Source organism: Pseudoprevotella muciniphila (genome assembly GCF_003265305.2).
Lineage (GTDB): Bacteria > Bacteroidota > Bacteroidia > Bacteroidales > Bacteroidaceae > Alloprevotella > Alloprevotella muciniphila.
In genome coordinates this window covers 2,446,980-2,469,071 of record NZ_CP033459.1, presented here as the reverse complement: position 1 = coordinate 2,469,071, position 22,092 = coordinate 2,446,980, and the positions used below count along the sequence as shown (strand labels likewise).

Annotated in this window: 17 protein-coding genes and 2 tRNA genes; 11 read left to right on the top strand and 8 right to left on the bottom strand. The window is 49.7% G+C overall.

Translation table 11 applies throughout. From position 1 onward, the window contains the following. Positions 1 to 178: 178 nt before the first annotated feature. From C7Y71_RS10050 to rsmI, 3 genes are all read right to left on the bottom strand, one after another. Positions 179 to 823: a hypothetical protein gene (locus C7Y71_RS10050; RefSeq protein ID WP_111897567.1), complete on the bottom strand. Its 645-nt coding sequence runs from the start codon at positions 821 to 823 to the stop codon at positions 179 to 181. Between the two features lie 62 nt (positions 824 to 885). Further along, on the bottom strand, positions 886 to 1,884 hold the full coding sequence (locus C7Y71_RS10045; protein ID WP_111897566.1) for a Cbp1 family collagen-binding glycoprotein adhesin: 999 nt from the start codon (positions 1,882 to 1,884) through the stop codon (positions 886 to 888). A gap of 149 nt (positions 1,885 to 2,033) precedes the next feature. Next, positions 2,034 to 2,750, bottom strand: a complete 717-nt coding sequence (rsmI, locus tag C7Y71_RS10040; RefSeq protein WP_111897565.1) for a 16S rRNA (cytidine(1402)-2'-O)-methyltransferase — start codon at positions 2,748 to 2,750, stop codon at positions 2,034 to 2,036. Positions 2,751 to 2,851: 101 nt separating this feature from the next. Here rsmI and C7Y71_RS10035 point away from each other — a divergent pair, with 101 nt between their 5' ends. Together C7Y71_RS10035 and C7Y71_RS10030 are read left to right on the top strand one after the other, a co-directional pair. After that, positions 2,852 to 4,057, top strand: a complete 1,206-nt coding sequence (locus tag C7Y71_RS10035) for an AI-2E family transporter (RefSeq protein WP_111897564.1) — start codon at positions 2,852 to 2,854, stop codon at positions 4,055 to 4,057. A 134-nt stretch (positions 4,058 to 4,191) separates the two neighbouring features. Beyond that, positions 4,192 to 4,264, top strand: a tRNA-Lys gene (locus C7Y71_RS10030). Between the two features lie 106 nt (positions 4,265 to 4,370). Here the strand turns inward: C7Y71_RS10030 and C7Y71_RS10025 are convergent. Next, on the bottom strand, positions 4,371 to 5,666 hold the full coding sequence (locus C7Y71_RS10025) for a UDP-N-acetylmuramoyl-tripeptide--D-alanyl-D-alanine ligase (protein WP_111897699.1): 1,296 nt from the start codon (positions 5,664 to 5,666) through the stop codon (positions 4,371 to 4,373). Between the two features lie 117 nt (positions 5,667 to 5,783). Between C7Y71_RS10025 and C7Y71_RS10020 the strand changes: the two genes are divergently transcribed. From C7Y71_RS10020 to C7Y71_RS09995, 6 genes are all read left to right on the top strand, one after another. Continuing rightward, positions 5,784 to 6,392, top strand: coding sequence for a serine acetyltransferase (locus C7Y71_RS10020; protein ID WP_226943443.1), 609 nt, complete (start codon positions 5,784 to 5,786; stop codon positions 6,390 to 6,392). A gap of 9 nt (positions 6,393 to 6,401) precedes the next feature. Further along, positions 6,402 to 7,244, top strand: a complete 843-nt coding sequence (gene folP / locus C7Y71_RS10015; RefSeq protein ID WP_111897563.1) for a dihydropteroate synthase — start codon at positions 6,402 to 6,404, stop codon at positions 7,242 to 7,244. 70 nt (positions 7,245 to 7,314) lie between these two features. Further along, positions 7,315 to 8,079, top strand: coding sequence for a diadenylate cyclase CdaA (cdaA, locus tag C7Y71_RS10010; protein WP_111897562.1), 765 nt, complete (start codon positions 7,315 to 7,317; stop codon positions 8,077 to 8,079). A 6-nt stretch (positions 8,080 to 8,085) separates the two neighbouring features. Then, the gene (locus tag C7Y71_RS10005) at positions 8,086 to 8,583 is read left to right on the top strand and encodes a GNAT family N-acetyltransferase (protein ID WP_111897561.1); all 498 of its coding nucleotides are present in this window, start codon (positions 8,086 to 8,088) and stop codon (positions 8,581 to 8,583) included. Positions 8,584 to 8,635: 52 nt separating this feature from the next. Then, positions 8,636 to 9,487, top strand: coding sequence for a formylglycine-generating enzyme family protein (locus C7Y71_RS10000; protein WP_111897560.1), 852 nt, complete (start codon positions 8,636 to 8,638; stop codon positions 9,485 to 9,487). 17 nt (positions 9,488 to 9,504) lie between these two features. Then, positions 9,505 to 10,068, top strand: a complete 564-nt coding sequence (locus C7Y71_RS09995; RefSeq protein ID WP_146739337.1) for a hypothetical protein — start codon at positions 9,505 to 9,507, stop codon at positions 10,066 to 10,068. Between the two features lie 15 nt (positions 10,069 to 10,083). On the opposite strand, the gene C7Y71_RS09990 is transcribed toward C7Y71_RS09995, so the two are convergent. Then, positions 10,084 to 10,854 carry an endonuclease/exonuclease/phosphatase family protein gene (locus C7Y71_RS09990; protein WP_193215907.1) on the bottom strand — a complete coding sequence of 257 codons (771 nt, stop codon included), beginning with the start codon at positions 10,852 to 10,854 and terminating at the stop codon, positions 10,084 to 10,086. 164 nt (positions 10,855 to 11,018) lie between these two features. Beyond that, complete coding sequence (gene trpS / locus C7Y71_RS09985) at positions 11,019 to 12,119, bottom strand: tryptophan--tRNA ligase (protein ID WP_111897557.1); 1,101 nt, start codon at positions 12,117 to 12,119, stop codon at positions 11,019 to 11,021. A gap of 173 nt (positions 12,120 to 12,292) precedes the next feature. On the opposite strand from trpS, the gene C7Y71_RS09980 reads away from it, so the two are divergent. The 3 genes from C7Y71_RS09980 (at position 12,293) to C7Y71_RS09970 (ending at position 15,443) form a co-directional block, all read left to right on the top strand. Further along, positions 12,293 to 13,804 (top strand): leucine-rich repeat protein, encoded by a 1,512-nt coding sequence (locus C7Y71_RS09980; RefSeq protein ID WP_111897556.1) that lies wholly within the window; start codon positions 12,293 to 12,295, stop codon positions 13,802 to 13,804. A 130-nt stretch (positions 13,805 to 13,934) separates the two neighbouring features. Next, positions 13,935 to 14,009: transfer RNA gene (locus tag C7Y71_RS09975), tRNA-Asp, on the top strand. Positions 14,010 to 14,288: 279 nt separating this feature from the next. Continuing rightward, positions 14,289 to 15,443 carry a site-specific integrase gene (locus C7Y71_RS09970; RefSeq protein WP_111897555.1) on the top strand — a complete coding sequence of 385 codons (1,155 nt, stop codon included), beginning with the start codon at positions 14,289 to 14,291 and terminating at the stop codon, positions 15,441 to 15,443. Positions 15,444 to 15,476: 33 nt separating this feature from the next. Here C7Y71_RS09970 and C7Y71_RS09965 read toward each other — a convergent pair whose 3' ends face one another. Beyond that, positions 15,477 to 17,654 carry a hypothetical protein gene (locus C7Y71_RS09965; RefSeq protein WP_111897554.1) on the bottom strand — a complete coding sequence of 726 codons (2,178 nt, stop codon included), beginning with the start codon at positions 17,652 to 17,654 and terminating at the stop codon, positions 15,477 to 15,479. Positions 17,655 to 17,678: 24 nt separating this feature from the next. Continuing rightward, positions 17,679 to 22,076: a phage tail tape measure protein gene (locus C7Y71_RS09960; RefSeq protein WP_111897553.1), complete on the bottom strand. Its 4,398-nt coding sequence runs from the start codon at positions 22,074 to 22,076 to the stop codon at positions 17,679 to 17,681. Between the last annotated feature and the right edge of the window lie 16 nt (positions 22,077 to 22,092).

Sequence of the window (22,092 nt, the reverse complement as noted above, 5' to 3'; positions counted from 1 at the left end):
ATTTAATCAGGAAGGCGCATGGAAAAATTGTTATTTTTCTATAATTTTTGTTTATTTGAGGATTGTTTGTAAAGGCGAGTTTGCAAAAAGGCGATGAGAGAGATAGGGGGGGGAGACAAAAAAACCACGCGACCGATAACGGTCACGTGGGGGATTGGGTGTATGTGGTTAGTGGCGGTTATTTGCCTGTGTTCAGGGTAAACGTCTTGGCTACTACGCGGTTGCTGCCTGAGCCGAAGGCTACGGTGAACTTGGCTGTGCCGTTGCGGAGGTTGTCTGCACCCTTGACCATGGCTTTATACTTCACACCCTTTCCGCTGTCGAGTTGGCTGACGATGGCTGTGGGTGATATGAGTACGCGCTTGTTGTCGCACGTTACCTGAGGTGCCACATCGTACATGGTCTCGGAACTGCGGTTGTAGATTTCCATCGTGACGTATGCCACTTCGCCGGCATCGATCATGTGGTTGTTGTTCTTGTCGGAGAAACTTACGTTTTGCACCTCGATGTAGTTGTAGAGCGATGTGGGTGTGGTGTAAGCATAGTCGTTGTCGTAGCGCACGTCGCCTTTAGATGACGGTCGGCGCGCTGTTTCGTCCATCACTTCGGGCGAGGTGGCTGCTGCGCCTACCACGGCACCCGTTACCATACCTATGACAGCACCTGCGTCGGAGCCACGCGGTCCGCCCATGATGCCGCCTATTGCGGAGCCGAACATGCCGCCGATGCCTGCACCGGTGGCAGTGCCCCAGAATTGTTCGTAAGATTCGCAACTCGTCGTTACCAAGGCGGTTGCCAATAATAATGCTGTGAGTTTTTTCATGATTCTGATTCGTTGTTTCGTTATTACGGTATTTCGTTATGACGTTATTTCGTTCATTATTGTTATTTCACCATGACTACGAGGTATCTGCTTGCGCTCCAGAAGCGCTGCGGGTCGGTTATGCGCAGGGTGTACTGCCCCTGTTCGTCCTTGTCGAGTGTGTAGGACCCAGCGGGGTGGTTGGTGTAGATTTGCGCTTTCTTGGAATAGAGTTTTATGGTTTTTGTTACGCGGAGGTCTATCTTGGTGAAATAGTCCTGATTCATGTTCTTTGAGCGCATCACCTGTCCGTCCTCGAGGATGTGCTGTGCCTTGAGTTCGCGCTTTGTGCCGAAGACGTAGTAGGCGGTGTGCATTGCCTGATCCTGATTGGCAATGGTCTTTGCCTTGCTGGCTATGTCTTCCTTATTAGCTGCTATGGTGGCATCCTTTGCGCGGTTCTGGCTCGCCAGTTCGTCGTTTTTCTGTCCGAGTTCGGTGTTCTTCGCGCCGAGTTCCTCATTTTTGGCGTGCAGGTCGGCATTGCGCGTGGTGAGGTCGGTGTTCTTCACGCTGAGGTCTGTGATTTCCGCCTCTTTCTGTGCAATGGTGGCATCCTTTCGCTTGAGTTCTGCCATGAGTGCTGCTATGGAACTTTCTTTCTGCGCCAAGAGTGTCTCGTAGTTCTGTATTTTCTTCTCCGTAGCCTCACGCAGTTTGGGGTCTGCCTGCTGAGCCACGCGGAGTTGCTCTTCGAGTTCTGCTATGCGCTCCTTGTTGAGTTTCATGGTCTGCTGCAGTTGCGCCATCATCTGTATGATGCGTTCGCGGTTGGCTGATGTTACCCCACCCTCCTTAATCTGGTTGACTGTGCCTTCCACTTCGGTGAGTTCTTCAAAGCCTGCCTCTATCTGATTCATGGTCTCTATGAGGTCGCCCGATTCGTTCTTGGACTGCTCGAAGGCTTGCAGGAGCGAGTCGTAGCGTACTTCACTGGCGAGTTTGTCGCTGTTACCCTTCTTCTTAGGCTCGCAACCTGCGAGGAGCGTTACGCCCAGCATCAGTATCAGTAATTTTTTCATCTTTTTGTTCGGTTTTGCTGTTTTTTTGATGAATAATGTTTTGTAAAGTTTAAAAAGGTGCTCTATGACACCTTTATGTAGAGTTCTGCGCTGCAAAAGTAATACCTTTTGGCTATTTTGGTGTTTATACGGCTGTTTTTTTTGATTATTTAACTTTCGGGGGACTCTTTAGACCTTAAGGGATTTACTGATCCCTTCATTCTTCCTAATCCTTCCACGATGATGACGAACTCGCCGCGCGGTTCGTTCCCGGAAAAATGGGCAAGGAGTTCTTCCAGCGTTCCGCGGACTGTCTGCTCGTGTATCTTGCTTATTTCGCGCGAGACGGAGGCGCGGCGGTCCGGTCCGAAGAACTCGGCGAACTGTCCGAGCGTCTTTACCACGCGGTGGGGCGACTCGTAGAAAATCATGGTGCGGGGCTCTTCGGCGAGTTCCCTGAGGCGCGTCTGCCTTCCCTTCTTCTGTGGCAGGAACCCCTCGAACGTGAAACGCTCACAAGGGAGTCCGGAACATGCCAGAGCGGGTACAAAAGCGGTTGCTCCCGGCAGGCACTGCACTTCCACGCCCTGCTCCACACACTCGCGCACGAGCAGGAAGCCCGGGTCGCTCACTGCAGGCGTGCCGGCATCGGTGACGAGTGCCATCTGTTCGCCTGCCGCCATGCGCTGTGCGAGGGCGTGTGCCGTTTTGTGCTCGTTGAACTTATGGTGCGACATGAGGCGTCCTTCTATGCCGAAATGCTTGAGCAATATGCCGGAGGTACGCGTATCTTCGCAGAGAATGACATCAACTGCCTTGAGCACCTTGATGGCGCGCATGGTGATGTCGTCGAGATTGCCTACGGGCGTTGGAACGAGTGTGAGCATGGGATTTTTATCTGTATTTTCAAGCAAAATTAGCATTTAAAATCGTAAATGCGGGAATTTTGTCCTACTTTTGCATCGTTACATACTATTCCGGAAAGACGATGAAGAAACGAGAAATAACATTCGACACCTTTGCCCGTGCCCTGTTCTTCGTAGGTGCACTCGTGGCGGGCTACTTCCTGATACGCTATCTGTGGCCCGTGCTGCTGCCCTTCTTCATAGCGTGGATGCTGGCTTACATGCTCTTCCCTGTGGTGAAGTTCTTCCAGTACAAATGCCACCTGCGCAACCGCGTGGTGAGCATCATCATCACGCTGCTGCTCGCCATTGCTCTCGTGTCGGGGGTGGTACTGCTTATCCTGCCCGTGCTGATAGAAGAGGTGGGGAACATCAAGAGCGTGGCAATCAACTTCATAGAGAACGGGACGAGAAATGCAAATATCCCCGATTTCATCGAGAATTTTTTCCGTCAGACCTTCGGTCAGTACGATTTGAAGAAACTGCTGCTGAAAGAGGACGTGCAAAACCTGATTAAGGACACCGTGCCGCAGGTGTGGGACTTCCTCTGGACCACAGCCGGCACAATAGTGAGCATCGTGGCATCGCTCATCGCCCTGCTCTACCTCTTCTTCCTGCTGCTCGACTATGAACACTTCTCGGAGGGCTTCGTAAAAATGGCGCCCAAGCACCGTCAGCCTTTTGTCAGGACGCTGATGAACGACGTGGACAACAGCATGGGGCATTTCTTCCGCGGGCAGTCGCTCGTGGCACTGAGCAACACCGTGATGTTCGTCATCGGCTTCGTCATCATCGGTTTCCCTGCCCCTATAGCACTGGGTGTATTTATCGGCGTGATTAGTTTCGTGCCTTACCTGCAAGTGGTGGGCTTCCTGCCTGCCACCATACTCGCCCTGCTTCAGGCGGCGAAGACGGGCGATAACTTCTGGATGCTCATCGGTGGTGTATGCCTTGTCTATTTAGTGGTTCAGATACTGCAAGACACCATCTTCACGCCCCGCATCATGGGCAAGATGATGGGTCTGCGCCCTGCCATCGTACTCCTTTCGCTCTCTGTGGGGGCATACATACTGGGCATCATCGGGCTTATCCTGGCGCTGCCCGTTACGACCATCATCATCAGTTACTATAAGCGCTACATCAGCGAGATAGACGCCGAAGTGAGTTCGCAGACAGAGACTGACGCCCTGCCTAAACAACTGCAAGCCGTGCCTGCCGCCAATGCCGACGAGGCGACGACCGGAGAGCAACCTGCGAGTACAAAAGCGGACGATACGCCGAAGATATAGCCGACGAATGCACTTTATACACAGAAGTGCAGTATTTTTACGATTTTTTTTCAAAAAAACTGAAATTTATTTGTTTTTTTGCTTGTTTTCATCAAAAAAGGCGTATCTTTGCACCCGCTTAAACGCACAAAGGCGATCCGCTAGCTCAGTTGGTAGAGCACAACACTTTTAATGTTGGGGTCTTGGGTTCGAGCCCCAAGCGGATCACTTCAGAAGGAGACTTACGGTCTCCTTCTTTTATTTGAATTTAAGTAAGGACTCAAAGGACCTTAAATACCTTAAGATCCTTAAAGACCCTAAAAACCCTCACCTGTCACAGCAGTTCCGGCAATTCGAAGAGACGTGTGCCGTTGCTACCCTTGATGAGAATCAGTCGACTTGAAACGGATTCTGATTTCAGTCTGTCCTTTACTTCCTCCACGTCCTTGAAGCAGACATACTTATCTCCTGCCACTTTCCGGAAATTTTCTCCTACGAGCCATACTGTCTTGCAATCCATTTCGTCGATCATTCTGATGATATTGGCATGTTCCTGCTCTGACACCGCGCCGAGTTCCCGCATTTCGCCGAGAATGAGCATCTTGTGGTCGTGGTGTATGCCCTTGAAGTTTTGCAATGCCGCAGCCATACTGGTGGGGTTGGCATTGTAGGCATCCACTATGAGTTCGTTCCTTTCCGTAATCCTCAGTTCAGAACGGTTGTTTGTGGGCACATATTCCGACAAGGCTGCGTTGATATCTTCTTGTGCAACCCCGAAATGGTGTCCCACTGCGACTGCAGCCAAAGCATTGTCGGCATTGTAGGCACCTATAAGATGCGTCTGTGCTTCGTGCCATACGCCATCCTTCACCCGCCAGCGCAGTTTGAGAAAAGCGCTGCCCTCTACTGCTTCGCCTTCAACGTCGTAGCCTCGCCCGGGAGTGCCGTAAGTAACGGCAGTCATACCCTCTGCCATCTTGCCGAGATAGGGGTTATCGCCGTGCAGGAACAGGAATCCTCCCGAGGCGCGCAGGTTGTCGTAGAGTTCACCTTTCGTACGCATCACCCCCTCGAACGAGCCAAAGCCCTCGAGATGCGCCTTACCCACATTCGTTATCAGCCCACAGTCGGGTTCCACTATTTCTGCCAGAGTCTTGATTTCGCCCGGGTGATTGGCACCTGTCTCGATGACTGCCATTTCGTGTTCCTTGTTCAGGCGGAGCAATGTTTTCGGTACACCGATATGGTTGTTCAGATTGCCGAGCGTATAGAGCAAGTTGTACTTCTTTGCGAGCACCGCTGCACAGAGTTCTTTCGTGGTGGTCTTGCCATTTGTTCCCGTTATTTCAAGAATGGGTAGCCCGAGTGCGCGGCGGTGGTGCCGTGCGAGTTCTTGCATAGTGGTCAGTACGTCGTCCACGAGAATGAGCCGTTCGTCCTTGCCATCGAGCGAAGGTTCATCCACCACAGCGTATGCACATCCCTTCTCCAAGGCCTGCAGGGCGAAGTTGTTGCCATTAAACGTATTCCCTTTCAAGGCAAAGAAGACTGACCCTTCGGGCAAATCGCGTGTATCAGTCGTTACAACGGGGTGTTCGAGATATAAACTGTAAAGTTGTTCGATAGTCATCATAACCTTATTATCATATTTGTTTTGGCAAAATTACAAAAGTTTTTACAGATTGACACATTCTTCGGGACTGACATTTGAAAGCATTTCGCTATTTTTGCAAACAAATTGCAAACGATGAAACAAGAAACTTACGACCTTTCAGGCGAAAAAATCAGTATTCCTATCCCAGAGAATTACAAGGACTGCATCAAACTCATAAAGAGCGACTATTACCGCCATAGCGGCAAGCAGGCAAGTTTTCTGAAGATATGGATAGGTAGCATCACACGCACGAGTATGCGCTTCAGCATCTACATGCGCCTCTGCGAACACAAGGGCTGGCTGTTTCCTTTCACCCGCTGGCGCATGCACGGCTTTAAGAAATACGGTCTTTTCATTAAGGCGGGTACCCGCATCGGCTACGGCTTCAATATCCACCATTGCTGCGGCATAGTCATCAACAGGAAAGCCATTATCGGCAACAATGTCGATATTTTCCAATTTACTACCATCGGTTCCCATTCGGAAGAAGCGGCAACAATAGGCAACAATGTTTACATCGGGCCAAACACTGCCATCGTAGATAGTGTAAAAATAGGCAGCGGCAGTACGATTGGAGCGGGTTCGGTCGTTGTTAAGGACATACCGGCAAATAGCACTGCTGCAGGCAATCCGGCACGACGTATTTCCGACAAGACACACCCCGAACTCATCCTTCACCCCTACCCTTTCGAGGAAAAATAAAACAGTTTTATGACCACAATAAACATCAACGGTACTCTGCTCGACCTGCAGAAGCCTTGCGTGATGGGCATTCTGAACATCACGCCTGACTCTTTCTATGCCGAAAGCCGGAAGACGATTGAACGGGACATCGTTTCGCGCGCCCGACAAATTTTGGAAGAGGGCGGAACAATCATCGACGTCGGCGCATATTCCACACGCCCTGGCGCAGAAGAAGTGAGCGAGGAAGAGGAAATGAAGCGACTGCACAAGGCATTGGGACTGCTGCGCAAGGAATTGCCCGATGCCATCGTCAGTGTTGACACTTTTCGCGCCGATGTGGCGAAAATGTGCGTGGAAGAATATGGCGTGGGCATCGTCAACGACATCTCTGGCGGAACGATGGACAACCGTATGTTTGAAACTGTGGCAAAACTGAATGTGCCATACGTCCTGACACACATCAAAGGTACACCACAAGACATGCAGGACGAACCACACTACGACGACCTTATCAGAGAGGTGTTCCTCTACTTTTCAGAAAAAATCAACAGACTTCACGACATGGGTCTGAACGACATTATCCTTGACCCTGGATTTGGTTTCGGCAAGACACTCGCACACAACTACGAACTAATGAGCAACTTGCAGATGTTCAGAGAGTTCGAAGTCCCCATACTCGTAGGCATATCCCGCAAATCGATGATTTACAAGTTACTCGACACTACGCCACAGGAAGCACTCAACGGCACCACAGCACTCAACACCATAGCACTGCTCAAAGGTGCCAACATTCTCCGCGTACACGATGTGAAAGCGGCTGCTGAGGTGGTCGCAATAGTGGAATGCGTTACTGCAACAAGTTACAAATAGTTTTTGTTTCGGCGGAAATCATTATCTTTGCAGTCCGACACAACAACAAGCATCTACAAAACGTGACAAGATGTATAGTTTCAGCATAAAAGACTTCATCGACATCCTTTGCGTGGCACTGATTATGTTCTACATCTACCGCCTGATGAAGTCCACACGTTCTGCCAACGTATTCAGCGGCATCATCATTTTCATCGTGATGTGGCTCATTGTGTCGCGCGTCATCGGTATGCGTCTGCTCGGAAGCATTATGGACCAGGTGGTGAACATCGGTGTCATCGCCCTCGTCATCTTGTTCCAGGAAGAAATCCGCCACTTCTTTTCTGACATCGGCACACACAGAAGCGTAAACTTTGCCATGCGTCTCTTCCAGAACAGAAAGAACAAGGCTGAGCAAAACCCGCACATCATGCCCCTTGTGCGAGCGTGCATGAACATGAGCAAGGGGAAAGTGGGTGCGCTCATTATCATCGAAAGAAACGTGGGCCTTCTCAACGAGATGAAAGACGGGGAAAACATCAATGCCAACATCAGCCAACGACTCATCGAGAACATTTTCTTCAAGAACAGCCCCCTGCACGACGGCGCACTCATCATCAGCAACCACCGACTGGCAGCAGCCGCTTGTGTGCTACCCGTTTCTCACGACCCGAACATTCCCAAGAACCTCGGTCTGCGTCACCGCTCTGGCATCGGCATGTCGGAAAAGAGCGACTGTCTGAGTATCATGGTGTCGGAAGAAACAGGGAACATCTCCGTGGCAGAAAACGGAATACTCTCCCGAAAAATCAGCGGCGAACAACTTGAAAACATACTGCGTGAAAAGTGGAAATGATTTTCTATGAAACAAAGACAAAAGGGATATAACATACGCTTTGCATGTGATGCGGACATACCCCGCATACACCACCTACTCACACAGGTAAATGCCGTACATGCCAAAGGACGCCCGGATCTCTTCAAAATGGGCGAGCGCAAATACACCGACGATGAATTGAAAGGCATTTTCAGAAATACTGAAACCCCCGTCATTGTCTGTACTGATGCAGACGACAGCGTTGCCGGCTATGCTTTCTGCATTTTTGAACGACACGAAGACAGCCATGTACTGCAGCCTGTTACCACACTCTACATAGACGACATTTGTGTGGACGAAACACTTCGCGGACAACACATCGGCAAGCGCATTTACGAAGCGGTATTGGCTTTCGCAAAGGAACAGCATTGCTACAACGTTACACTCAACGTGTGGACTTGCAACCCGACCGCCATGAAATTCTATGAATCGCTCGGACTCGTGCCTCAGAAAGTGGGGATGGAACATATCATTGAGACCTAAAATAAATCGCTTATCCGTCCGTTATAAAAACATTCCATAAGACGCTGACATCATGAAATTATCTATAAAGACCATCTTTCTTCTGGGCTGCTTATTTTTCTCAGCATGCAGTTCCACAGACGACCTACCCTACGACGTGGCTTACGTTACGGACGAAACGGCTACCGACTATAGTAACATAGACTCCACGGTAGATCCTAAGTCGGGTTCGACGATACTCACCGTACCCGTCAAGGCGGGTGTAAACATTAAACTTATTGTCGTAGAAGGTGGCAGTTTCACAATGGGCTCTTCAAATACTGACAGAGCAGCATTCGATGACGAAAAGACACTACACGAAGTAACGCTGCGCACATTCGCCATCGGGCAGACAGAGGTAACCCAGCAACTCTGGAATGCTGTAATGGACAATAATCCGTCGGTGTTCAAAGGCGATGACTTGCCTGTTGAGAATGTTACATGGAAAGACTGCCAGACTTTCATTACGCGACTGAACACCATAACGGGACTGAAATTCCGCTTGCCTACAGAAGCGCAATGGGAATATGCAGCGCGCGGTGGCAAAAAAGCCCGCGGAACCACTTACAGCGGCAGCAATCAATTTGAAGAAGTGGGTTGGTGCCATAAAAATGCGAAACGGCGCACACATCCCGTAGCGCAACTGCAGCCCAATGAGATAGGCATATACGATATGACAGGCAATGTTTTCGAGTGGTGTAGCGATATTTATGGTGCTTATTCATCCCTTTCACAAGAAAATCCTGCAGGTCTGGCAAATGGTTCAAATCGCGTAAGCCGAGGCGGGTGTTTTTCCTACTCTGAAAGCCGCGCACGTCTTACCTTGCGCAACAACCTACCCCCCTCCACCAAACATCGCGGACTGGGTTTAAGATTAGTTCTTTAAGGCATAATGATACAACTATGAAGAAACTATTAGTGCTATTGTCTGTTGGGTTTCTGGTGCAAACTGTAAGCGCACAAAAGGCCTTCAATTTCAAAGCGTTTTGGAAAGGACATGCTGCAGAAATGATTGAGATTTATCGTGCTGAAGCCATGTCGGACATCGTGAAGGACCCTACGAAATATGCCCTTATTGACATAGACCAGGATGGAACACCTGAAATATGGTTGCGCAACGACAATAATGAGGATGGCGCGATATTTACCATTGGCGGCGATGAAATAACCCTTGTCTGTGCAGAGGATTTCAAGTTTCATATCTCTGTTTCAGATGGTGCTGTAATGACGAGTGGAGGAGCCGGTACAGGTGCGTTCTATTCTGCCATTACGCTCATCGAAGACAGCAAGATGGGCAAACGAATAGAAAAGATGGACGAATACAACATCGAGACCGAAGAAATGGACTCCGGTTATAGCATTGACGGAGATGATGTGTCCGAGGCTGAAGGAAAGCCCTACTTTGACCGTTTCACGGCACAAGACTTTTCAAAAATAAAATGGACTAAATTGCCCAAGACGAAATAAGTCTTTTACAGTTTTTCAATACTCTTCTATCTCCGCCCATATTGCATTATGGTCGGAAAGATAACGACCTTCTGCGATGTGTGAGTCGAAGATGGTCGCATTTTTTATCTTCATGCCTGGCGAAACAAATATATAATCAATCTTATTGCCGTTCGTGGCATCATATTTTCCAAATCCATTGAAAGTGTAAGTCAAACCTTCACATTTTTGAGCCACCTTCCATGTATCATTAAAAGCATAGGGTTTGCTGCACATTGTTTCGTACACCTCACTCTTTTCCGACACATTGAAATCGCCAACAAGAACTATTGGTAATCCGGAACTTATAGATTCAAGACGCTGTTTTATCAAAATTGCTGCATTAGAACGCGATGTTTTCCCTTTATGGTCAAGATGCGTGCAGGCAAAGAGGAAACGCTTACCACTTTTACGATGTTTCAGGATTACCCACGTACAAATACGATTGCAGGCTGCATCCCAGCCTCTGCTCACTTCGTTGGGTGTTTCACTAAGCCAAAAGGTTCCACTGTCTATAAGTTTATAACGGTTTTTAAGAAAGAAAACGGGCATATATTCGCCTTTGCGCATACCATCATCACGTCCAACTCCCACTGCGGCATAGTCAGAAAGATTGTTGCACAGAAAGATGTATTGCTCATCAAGCACTTCTTGCAATCCGAATACGTCGGGATGGTGTTCGTTAAGGAAATACACCACATTATCTTTGCGATATACCCAGGCGTTATTGCCATCTTGTTTGTTCTGATAGCGAATATTGAAGGACATGACATTCAGGCGCTGTGCATGGCAAGGCAACGTTATGCACAAAAATGTTGTAAGAAACACAAATATCAGGATGGCACACTTTTTCATGGAGAATAAGAATAAATTAGCCCCTGCCTTTCTCTTTGTGTGGAATGGCAAGGGGCTCTGAGTTTCTGTTGTTTTCCTTACTTCTGACTAAATGCTTTTGCCTGTTCGGCTATGAGTTGAGCATCATCAAAATAATCTATCTTCATGGCATGGCGCACACGGTCAAGCGTTGCAGCAGCGGCTTCGCGCGCTGTTTCGCTACCCTTTCGCAGCATTTCATAAACAGCAGGAATATCTTGTTCGTATTCCTTGCGTCGTTCACGAACGGGAGCCAATGTCTCCTCAAGAATCTTGTTGAGAAATTTCTTTACCTTCATGTCGCCAAGACCTCCACGTTGATAGTGTTCTTTGAGCTCATCAAGATTCTGATATTCTGGCCAATACTCTGCGAAATGATCAGGACGACTGAAAGCGTCAAGATAAGTGAATACCGTATTGCCCTCAATGTGTCCGGGGTCTTCCACATGAATATGGAGCGGGTCGGTATACATCGACATCACCTTCTTCTTCAACTCCTGCGCCGTGTCGCTCAGATAGATGCAGTTTCCAAGGCTTTTACTCATCTTCGCCTTTCCGTCCGTTCCGGGCAAGCGCAGACAGGCTGCATTGTCGGGCAGAACGATTTTGGGTTCTGTAAGAGTGCCTTCGCCATAGATATTATTGAACCTCCGCACAATTTCGCAGGTCTGCTCCAACATCGGCTTCTGGTCTTCGCCAACCGGCACATGAGTGGCATCAAAGGCTGTGATGTCTGCAGCCTGACTTATGGGGTACGTAAAGAAACCCACCGGAATACTCTCTCCACTGAAACCGCGCATCTGAATCTCCGTCTTAACCGTGGGGTTACGCTGCAGACGACTTACGGTAACCATATTCATGAAATAGAAAGTCAGTTCGCACAATTCAGGTATCTGCGACTGTACATAAATGACGGTCTTCTCTGGATCAAGCCCTACGGAAAGATAGTCGAGTGCCACTTCGATGAGGTTCTGCCGCACCTTTTCAGGGTTGTCAACATTGTCGGTCAATGCCTGAGCATCGGCAATGAACACGTACATGCGCTTGTAGTCGCCCTCGTCCTGTATCTGCACGCGGCGACGCAGTGAGCCTACATAATGTCCGATGTGGAGGCGACCTGTGGGTCTGTCGCCCGTCAATATAATCTTATCTGATGCCATAACTCAAAAATTTTTGCGTGCAAAAGTAGCAAAAAAGACGCGTATTCTTGGACGTTCGAACGAAAAATAAGACTAATTATTTTAGCAAACATGGAAACTTTGTTTTTTTTCTCTAAATTTGCAGCATTGAATAATATTCTTACAAACCTAGATAGAAAATTATTATAAAGAAGATGAGAAAGAAACTTTTACCCTTCATTTTCAGTTTGCTTGCAATTCCTGCCAGTGCACATGACATAGCCCTTGCAAATAGCGACGGCGTAACCATATATTACAACATCCTTTCAACGAGCGCATACGCACGCTCAGTTGAGGTTACATACAGCGGCTCAGCATACAATAGTGTCTCTGGAGAATACAGCGGCACAGTAAACATTCCCAATACCATCAAATACAACAACTTGACTTATAAGGTTGTAAGTATTCTGGAAGACGCTTTTTATGGTTGTCCTAACGTAACGAGTGTCAGCATCCCCGCCAATGTTTACCATATTGGTCCTAATGCTTTCTACGGCTGTTCAAAACTCGCATCCGTAACTTTCAATGGTACGGGACTCACTGAAATCATGGATAATGCCTTCTTCGGTTGCACTACCCTCACATCGATAACACTCCCTGAAGGCCTCGAAACAATAGCCACGGAAGCCTTTTCGGGATGCACACGTTTGAGTAGCATCAGCGTACCCACTTCTGTAACAAAGTGCGGCATGCATGCATTTGAAGGCACTGCATGGAGCAATAGTCAACCGGACGGGTTAGCATGTTTAGGGTCAGTTGCCTACCAATACTTTGGCACTATGCCCGAGAAAAGCGCTATAGTCATCCCTGAAGGCATTAAGGCCATCGCAGGCAGTTGCTTCTCTGGCTGTACAGGCATGACATCTGTTTCCATCCCGGAAGGAGTGGAGACAATAGAAAAAAACGCATTCTACAATTGCACCGGGCTCACAGCCATTGGCCTGCCATCCACACTGACACGCTTGGGACAGGGCGTGTTCTACAGATGCAACAATCTTAAAGAGATACACAGCCTTATGCGGAGCGCACCAGAAACGGGAAATAACGTGTTCTATGGTGTATCGGGCGCAACACTTTACGTTCCTACATCCTGCATGTCATCTTATGAATATTCGCCGTGGAGTAACTTTAATATTGTAGAAAAGGATCTTAATGAGAGTATCTTTTTCAACTCCACTTATCGCACATTCTGCAGTCCTTATATTCTCGACTTTACGTCATCTGACGTTGAAGCATACGTGGTAAGTAGTTTCGACGGCAACACCGCCACCTTAACCCGAATAACGAAGGTTCCTGCAGGTGTAGGCTTTATAGTCAAAGGCACATCTGGCAACACTTCCTCTATTCCCTATGCCGACTACGCAGCAGCACCCGCCGAAAATTGCCTCATAGGTGTACTCTCCGCAACATCTTTGAAGCATAGCGACAGCAACATGGCGAACTATATCCTCGCGGGCGGCGGCGAATCAATGACAGCGTTTGTGAGAGTACCCTCATCAGGCATCGACATGGCTGCCAACAATGCATACCTACAGTATGACAACACCAACGGCGATGCTCCAGAAATTATCAGCGCCTCGTCTTCTATAGACGGCGACGTAAACCATGACGGCACTGTCAACGTAAGCGACGTCGTATCATTGATAAATATCATACTTGGACAATAAGCAAAGACCACTCCTCATTGCTTTCAAAAAGCCCGAAAAGTATAAAAACGATAAAAAAATCGAAAAAAATCAAAAAAAATTTGGAAGAATAAAAATATTACCCTACTTTTGCAGTCGCTAATGAGACAATGGTGCGTTAGTTCAGTCTGGTTAGAATGCCTGCCTGTCACGCAGGAGGTCACGGGTTCAAGTCCCGTACGCACCGCGAACCTAAGAAATGGGAGTCACAACACTCCCATTTTCTTTTTCCCTCAAAACGAGGTGCTTACGTTGCTAACTTCTTAATTTTCAGACTACTGCCAGTTAGTCAAAGATTGTCTAACTGCAATGCAAAAACCGACAAAGACCGACAAACGCCGACAAAAAACATTCATTTTGGCTACACAAATCGGCTACATTTTCCAATCGGCTACACGAAAATGGGTCAAGAATAAAATCGGCTACACGGAAAAATCGGTTTTGCTGCGCAAAAAAAAGCAGTAGAATGAAAGAAAAAAAATCTTGCACTGTAGTCTTTGACAGACGCAAAGACTTGAATCGCAGAGGCGTAAGCAATGTCGAAATCCATGTTAGACTTGCGCCTGGTGTTAGGAAGTACATTAAAATTAAGGAATGTACTGCCGTTGAATGGAACTACTTTTCAGAAAGTAATGAACTGAAAAGTATTGTAGCCAATTATGAAAAAATCATTTCCTCTATGCGCTTTCTCGGTGAGGAAATGACAGTAGAGAAATTCCTTTCGCATATAGAAGGAAAGGCGAAAAAGGAAATTGAAGAAAAAGAAACAGAACAAGGTTCGTTTATTGACTTTATGCTTGATTGCATAAACAAGGAGAACATCGACCACGAGACAAAGCGTCAGCGTCTTGTTTCCCTGCGTGATGTAGAAGCTTTTGGCAAGCTAAAGACGTTTGCCGACCTCACTCCCTCCAACATCAAGGACTACGATTTGTATCTTCGCGCCAAAAGAAAGCCTAACGGCGAGCCTTTTGGAAGCGCGACGATAGACAATTACCACAAACGCCTGCATCATTACATCATGTTTGCGTTCCAAAAAGAAATGATTAGCCGCGATCCTTATCTTAGCGTAAAGATAAAGCGCGGCAAGAATAAGGAGCGCAAACCATTGTTGGAGGATGAACTCGTCGTGCTGCGCGATGCGAAAATAACGGATAAGTATCTCGATAGGGTGCGTGACCTTTTCATCTTCGCGGCTTACACTGGGCTTGCGTACATCGACGTAATGAGTTTCGACTTCGAGACCATGACGGAGCAGCAAGACAAAATGTTTTTCATCGACGGCAAACGTACCAAGACGGGCAGCAATTTCTATACCCCTATCCTACCCCCTGCCATGGAAGTACTGAAAAAGTATGATTTCAAGCTTCCTATTATAAGCAATCAGAAATTGAATATGTACCTGCACGTTTTGGAAAAACAGCTGGGCATCAAGAAAAGAATATCTTTTCATATTGCCCGTCACACCTTTGCCACCGTTGCCTTATCGTACAATGTGCCGATAGACAAAGTGGCAAGGATGCTCGGACACAAAAACATCAAGACGACGCAGATTTACGCGAAAATTCTAAAGAACTCAGTGCATGACCAGGCACAGAACCTTGCTCGTATGATGATGTGAGCATATTTATAATATTGTATAGCGCGGCTGCTTCTACCCAAGTTCGTAGAAGTAGCCGCGCTTCATTGGCTGCAGGCCGCGCTCGTCTATCGTCACTTCGAGTTTCTGACAGACGTACTTGCGTCCTCGGACAATCACGACAGCCGCAGGGTCGAAAAGATTGTCCGTGAACTGAAACTGCGTGACGGAGCGCGTGTCGATGTCGAGTGAGAGCGCATCGAGTTCCTGCGCCACCTGCCCTGTTCGGTTGCGTATGACAAAGAGGTATTCGCCCTCGTCCTTCCAGTTCCCGAAGCGGTCGGCGTAGTACGGCACGCCTACGGGATAGGACAAGCGCACGTTGATAGTACCAGGATAGTTTGCCAAGGGCTGGTATGTCTGTTCATAGACAAACATGTGCTCGGCATCAGCGTTGAAGGCAAGTTCTATCACGTCGCGCTTGCCAGTGGCTTCCTGCGTTTCCTCGTCTTCCTCCCCTGCTACGCGCATCACTTCCTGACTGAGGTTGAGCTTCGTCTCGATGAAACTCTCGCGTGTATCGCTGGTTACGAGGTACGGGATATGGAAGCCGCCGTACTGACCGCCGTCCAAGTCCACGTTTTCGGGGTGCAACGGGTATGGCTGCGACTGCGGAACATATTTGTTCACGGCGTCGCCCCATTCCATTTTAGTGCGGAAAGTGGGTGTGTAGTCAGTCATACGGCACGGCACGAATTTCAGTTCGTTGTCTATCTTGCCGCTGCTGGTTCTCCACAGTGGTCCCATAAGGTCGATGGTCTTCAGCTCGTATGCGCCTGCCCATATATCCTGCTCGGTGGGCTGCGGCGTGTAGGCGATGTAGTACCGCTCGCCGGTACTCATGTCGATGTAGAGTATGTTACTCTCCGACTTGGCGGTCTGGTCAAGGGAAGCGAAGTCAGCCTGTATCTCCGCATATGAGTTGAAGCGTCGCACTTCCACCTGTTCGTATCTCTCGCCGAGGTTGTTCTTGGCGGTCATCGCGTCGGGGAAGTCGTAGCCCACGTTGCCTGCCGTGGGGTCTTTGCTGTCTCCATCCTCGTCGAGGTCTGTGCTCTGCTCGTCCGAGACGGAGCGCAGCACTACGGGCGTGCCGCTCTGGTAGGCTGTGTTACGGCTTTCCACCTTGACGCCTGTTCCCTCTACGACTATCATCACGTTCAAGAACTTCTGCAGGTTCTCAAAGAACTGCTTGACCGTCCAGTGCGGCAGGATGGCGGCAAGCTGTTGCGTGTTTCTTGCATTGGCAATAAAGACGTTCTTGAACGCGCCTTTTCTCAGGGCATTGTCGGCGGGATTGAGCGTGTAGCCCAAAGCGGCTAAGATGCGCTCCACCACGAAGCAAAGGTATGGCTGCGGTGCGACGGAGAAATCGTCCGTCACCCATTCGCCGTTCTGCACAGTAAGCTGCTGGAACAGGTATGCTCCAGGCGGCTGGCTGTGCGGCAGCGGAAACGACTTTCCAGCTTTCAGCCGGAAGAAGTACGTTTCCATATCCCTGCGCCAAGTATGGCGCGGATTGGCGTTGTCGCCCATGTAGATGTCATCACCCCAATAGCGATAGTCGAGCCAGTTGCTCCATGCTTCGTCCTCCTGCGAGTAGATAGGAAAGAACACGCAGTCGGTATGGTCGCTGTCGCCGAACATGAACTGACTGCGTTCTGCTGGAGTAAGGACTTTGGAGAACAGTACGGAGGGAATAAGATTGTCCTTACCGTACAGCCAGCCGGAACTGCTGAAGCTGTCGAGGTATTCCTGCATGTGGTCTGCCGTCCATTCGCTAAGTTTATCGTAGATGCGCTGCGTCATTAGTCCGAGTGGCAGTTCGTCGATATAGACTTCCTCGCCGCTGTCGGTGTCCGTGCTGTCGAAGTTGAAGGCAGACTTGCCTGCAAGCAGCTGGAGTTTTATTTCTTCTTGCGTGACACCCGTCACGGCGGCTTTGCCTGACAGGGAGAAAAGCCCTGCCTGCAATCGAAACGTGAAGGAGCGTTGCAGCAATGCCTTGCGTGACGCTTCGGGACGGTGTACCGCACCGAAGATCTTTTGGTTTTGGGCACAGCCCGAAAGCGGAAAAGTCACGTCAAGAGTGTAGTCGCCTGCTTCGGAGAAGAAGGGATTTTCACGGGTGAACTTGATTTGCGTGCCTGTCTTTAAGACGGCTTGCTGGTTATTGATGTAGATTTGGAGCATGGATAAGGAAATTACCTTTTATGGTTATTTTCTATTTAACATCTTCTGGTATTTGCTGTATTGCCTGTGCAGTCCGTTTGGGCCGTCTATAGTAACAAATGTTTCTATGGGCTGTTCCAAACGCTCCGTGAGGCGTTCCAACGCTGCCGCTGTGCGTGTGTCAGTAGTGCCCGTGACGTTCCCCGAAGTCTCGTTGTTAGAAGCAAAGGTCGGAACGGCTGTCGCTATATCCCTTGAAGATTTTTCGGAGAGGGATATAGGTGAGGACACTATCGACAAGGGGTTGCCGGGCAGCGTGCGGCTCACGTCTTCTGCCGTCAGCCTTGCGACGGTGTTGTTCTTCTGGGCGGTGTCTATGAGTTGTAGCACGGGCAGCAACTGCGGATTGTTCACGGCTTCGTGGTTTGCCACGAACTCGCCCTCGTGAACGATACCGGCTTTCTTGCGGTAGTTCCTGCCGCTGGTAAAGCCGCCAGCATAGTAGCCGCTCGCTTGTGCGGCATGTTGTTTCTTGATGGAGGCTATCTGCACTGCGCCTGCGGCAAGTGCAAGTCCTGCGGCGATGGGTGCGACGATATGCCCTATAAGGGGTATCTCTGCAGCACTGGCGTAAGCGTTGATGGCGGCCATGGCGGTGCTAGCTGTTGCCTGCGCTATCTCCATAGCCATAGCCTTGCTGTTGTACTTGTTCTTTATCTTGGCAAGTTCCTTCTGTTTTTCTTCTTCGAGTTTCTTGCCTTTCTTGGTGTTCTGACCTGCTTTTTCTATTTCCTTGTCGTACTTCTGCTCGATAGTTTGTTCCTCTCCCCTTTGCTCTGCCTGGTACAGGTTGGCGAAAGATGACGCTATGGCGGAAATCATACCAAGGCTTGCCGTGGCAACGGCGGCGTAGTCTTTCCAGCCGGCTTCGCCGTCTTTGAGTTTCTGCTGCATGGAGTTGAGATTCTCCATCATGGTCACGAAGGTGGATGACCACTCGTCGAGGGCAGAACTGCTACCACTCAGTGGGTCGTCTATCTTGCCTTTCTTTTCATCTTCCTCTTTCTTTTTCTTCTTGGCTTCTTCCTCTGCGGCCTGTTCTGCCTTTAGTCTGAGGTCGGCATATTTCTTTTGTATCTCGGCTTTATAGGCTTCTTCCTTTTCCTTGGCGATGACACCGGCTTCGATAAGGCGGTCAAGCAAAGCGAGTTCGTCCTTTTCTTGTTCGTCAAGGCTCTTTTTGAAGTATTCCTGCTGCAGCTGCTGTGCCTGCTGGAGGAATTTCTTTTGTCGGTCTAAACGCTGGCGGTATTGTTCTTCCTCTAAGGCAGCGGCATACTTCACCGCGTCTTCGCTCATCGCGTCACGGGTGTAGTCGGCACGCCGCTGGGCGTAGTCGAGCTTGATGCGCAGGAATTCTTCCTCGTACTGCTGTTCTGTAATTTGATTAGCGAGGTATTTGTCCTGCAAGGCACGTTGTTCTTCCACTTCCTGCCGTGCAATGTCCTGGAGTTCCCATTCGTCCTCCAGTTTCTTCAAGGTACGGCTGTTGTCGTAGCGTTTCTGCTGGAGCAAGTTCCAATCTTCGCTGTCCTGCTCGTAGAGTTTCTGTGCGTTTTGTAGGTATTCATCTTCTATCTCCAGCATTTTCTTCTGGTATTCCCTTGCATCTATCAAGCCGACTTGGTATTGCATCTCGTTGTAGAGCCGTTTGGCGAGGGCTTCGCGCTCATACTGTTCCATGGCGGCTTTCTTGGGGTCGGTGGTGTTGGTGGTTCCTCCCCTGCCGCTTTTGCCAGTTCTTCCGCCGCCGCTGCTGCCTGTTCCCGTTGCCCCTGCGCCACCGCCTGCTGTGCCAGGTGCAGCACCGAAGCCGGGGTCGTTGATATTGGTGGTCTTTCCACCGCTGGCGATGAGGGCTTCGAGCTGTGCCGATACGCCTTGTTTCTTGGCATAGGCAAACAAAGATTGCTGGAAAGCGTCTTCGTCTGCGGATTTTTGTTTCCAGAAGTCTCGGCGTTGTTCGTCGTATTTTAGGATGTCTTGCTGGCGTTGCAGTTCGGCTTTGTTCAACTGTCCTGTACCAAGGCGTGCGACAGAGCTTTCCGTAAAGCCCGCCGTCCAGCCGCCCGTGACGCTTTCGGTGTAGTCGGCGGACTTTTGTGCGCCTTGCTCGGCGATGCGTATCTGTCCCTTGCGGTAGTTGATGCCGCGTTCCCAGCTGTCTGCGGCCATGTCGGCATCGGCTTTCTTGCTCATGCTCTCCACCAATTTTTGGTAGAGGGCTTCGGCGATGGCTTTTTTCTTCAGGGCGTCTAAGTAGTCGTAGATGGCTTTGGCGTTCTTTTCGTGCAGCCGTCCCTCGTTGCTGAGCGAAGCAAGATAGTTGGGGACGACTCTTTGTATCTCTACAATAGCTTTCTTGCGTTCGTCAAGGCTCTTGGTGTTGTCCTTGACGATTTTTCGCAGTTGTTCTAAGCGTTGCTTTTCGGTGTAGTAACTCTGCTGGGCTTTTTTCTGTACGTCAATGATGGCGGCGGTGGCGTGGCGATAGTTTTCCTGTTCTCTGCGTACCCTTTCCATTTCTCTGCGTTTGTCGATGTAGTTCTTGGTGAGGTTATAGAGGGTGCTGCCGAGCGTGATGCCGATGGCTATCAGTGCGCCCCAGCCGCTGGCGAGGGATGCGCCGACTTTCTTTAAGTCGAGCATGAGTGCCGACTGCCGTGGCCAGTTGCCTTGCAGTTTCGCCATGACGAGTTGCAGGGCGATGTAGGCTGCTTTCAAGGTATTGACGGTCACGGTATAAGCTTTGGTTACCGTGTTGGCTATGGTGATGGCTGCTGCTTTGGCTTTGGTGGCAATGGCAGCAGCGTTGGCGGCTATCGTATAGGCTACGATAGCGGCTGTGAGTGTCAGTATGGCGGTCTTGTGTCTGCCGACAAAGGTGATGGTGGTACTGAGTATTCTGAGAAATGCGGTCGTGACATTGAGCATGTGAGCAGCTACGGGCATGAGTTTCTCGCCGAGTTCCACGCGCATTTCCGTGACGGCTTTCCTTGCCTTGTCTAACTTTGCCTGGGCTGTTGTGTTGAAGATATTGTATTCGTTTGTAGCACTGCTTGCTTCTCGGAAGGCTTTGTTGGCTTCCTGCTGTTCCCACTTGACCATATCGAGGTGTTTGGCAAGGGTGGCTAAGACTTGCGACATTCTTACGCCGTCCATGCCCAAGTCCTTGAACATGGGGGCAAGGACTGCCAAGCCGTCTTTGTCGCCTAATTGGTTGATGCGTTCCAAGAACATCATCAAGCCCTCGTTGGTGCTTCGTTTGAGGGTTTCGGTGAAATTTTCCACGTCAAGCCCTACCTGCTTGGCAATCTCGGCAGGCTTTTGGAAAAGGTTCATCGTGAGTTTGCCGATGGCGGATGCGGACATTTCTACCTTTTGTCCGTTGGCGTCGAGGGTGGCACCGAAAGCGAGGATTTCGGGGATGGTCATGCCGGCTTGTGCGCCTACGCCTGCCATTCTTTGTGCGAACTCCACGAGGTAGGGCTTGCTGGCGGTACAGTTCTGGGAGAGGACGTTTACCGTAGAGCCTACGGCGAGCATCGCGTCTTTGGTGCCGAGTAGTTGTTCCACACCGAAGATGTTGGTGAGTTTGGCGATGGTCTGTGTAGCTCCGTCGCCTAAATCAACGAGGGCGACGTTGATGATGTCAGCGGCTTCGACGTAGCCTTGTACGTCTTCCATCGAGGTCTTGCCCAAGCGTCCGGCTTCCTGAGCGAGTTCGTTGAGTTGTTCGCGGCTGGTTCGGGTGTCCATCTTCTTGAAAGCGTCGTTGAGCTGTCCGACTTGTTCGGCGGTCATGCCGGTGTACTTCCTGGTGTTGGCGAGTTGTTCCTCCATCTGGGCGAAGTCGGCGACAAGTCCTTGCATCATGTGTCGCAGTCCGGTGATGATTTGCAGACCTGCCTGCAGGTTGAGAATGAAGCCCATCCACTTGCTGTTCCACTCCGCCACGCGGTCAAGGAAGCCGACGTTCTTGACGGCTTTCATTTCAGCGTTCACAGCGTTGAGGGCGGTTTTGGTCTCACGGATGCTCTTGGTGAGTGTATTCCACTCCTTGCTACCGCGAGCGACTTTGCCGGAGGACAGTTCTTTCTGGAGTTCGCGCAGGGTGCGCTTGAGTTCATTGGGAGACGACTTGTCGAGGTTCTTCAGGGCTGCTGACATCATGTTGGCGCGGGATTCGGTGTTGCGTATCTCGCGCTCCAATTTCTGAATCTCACGGGTGTAGATTTGCAGGCCTTTGCTGTCGCCTTTGTTCAAGGCTTCTTCCCTTTTCTGTTTGAGCGTGGTCAGGCGACGGCTGAGGTCGTCTAAGCGTTTATTCGCCTGCTCTGAGTTCACAATGAGTTCAATGGTCTTGATTTCGGTGGAGGTCATAAGAAAAGTGTGTTAC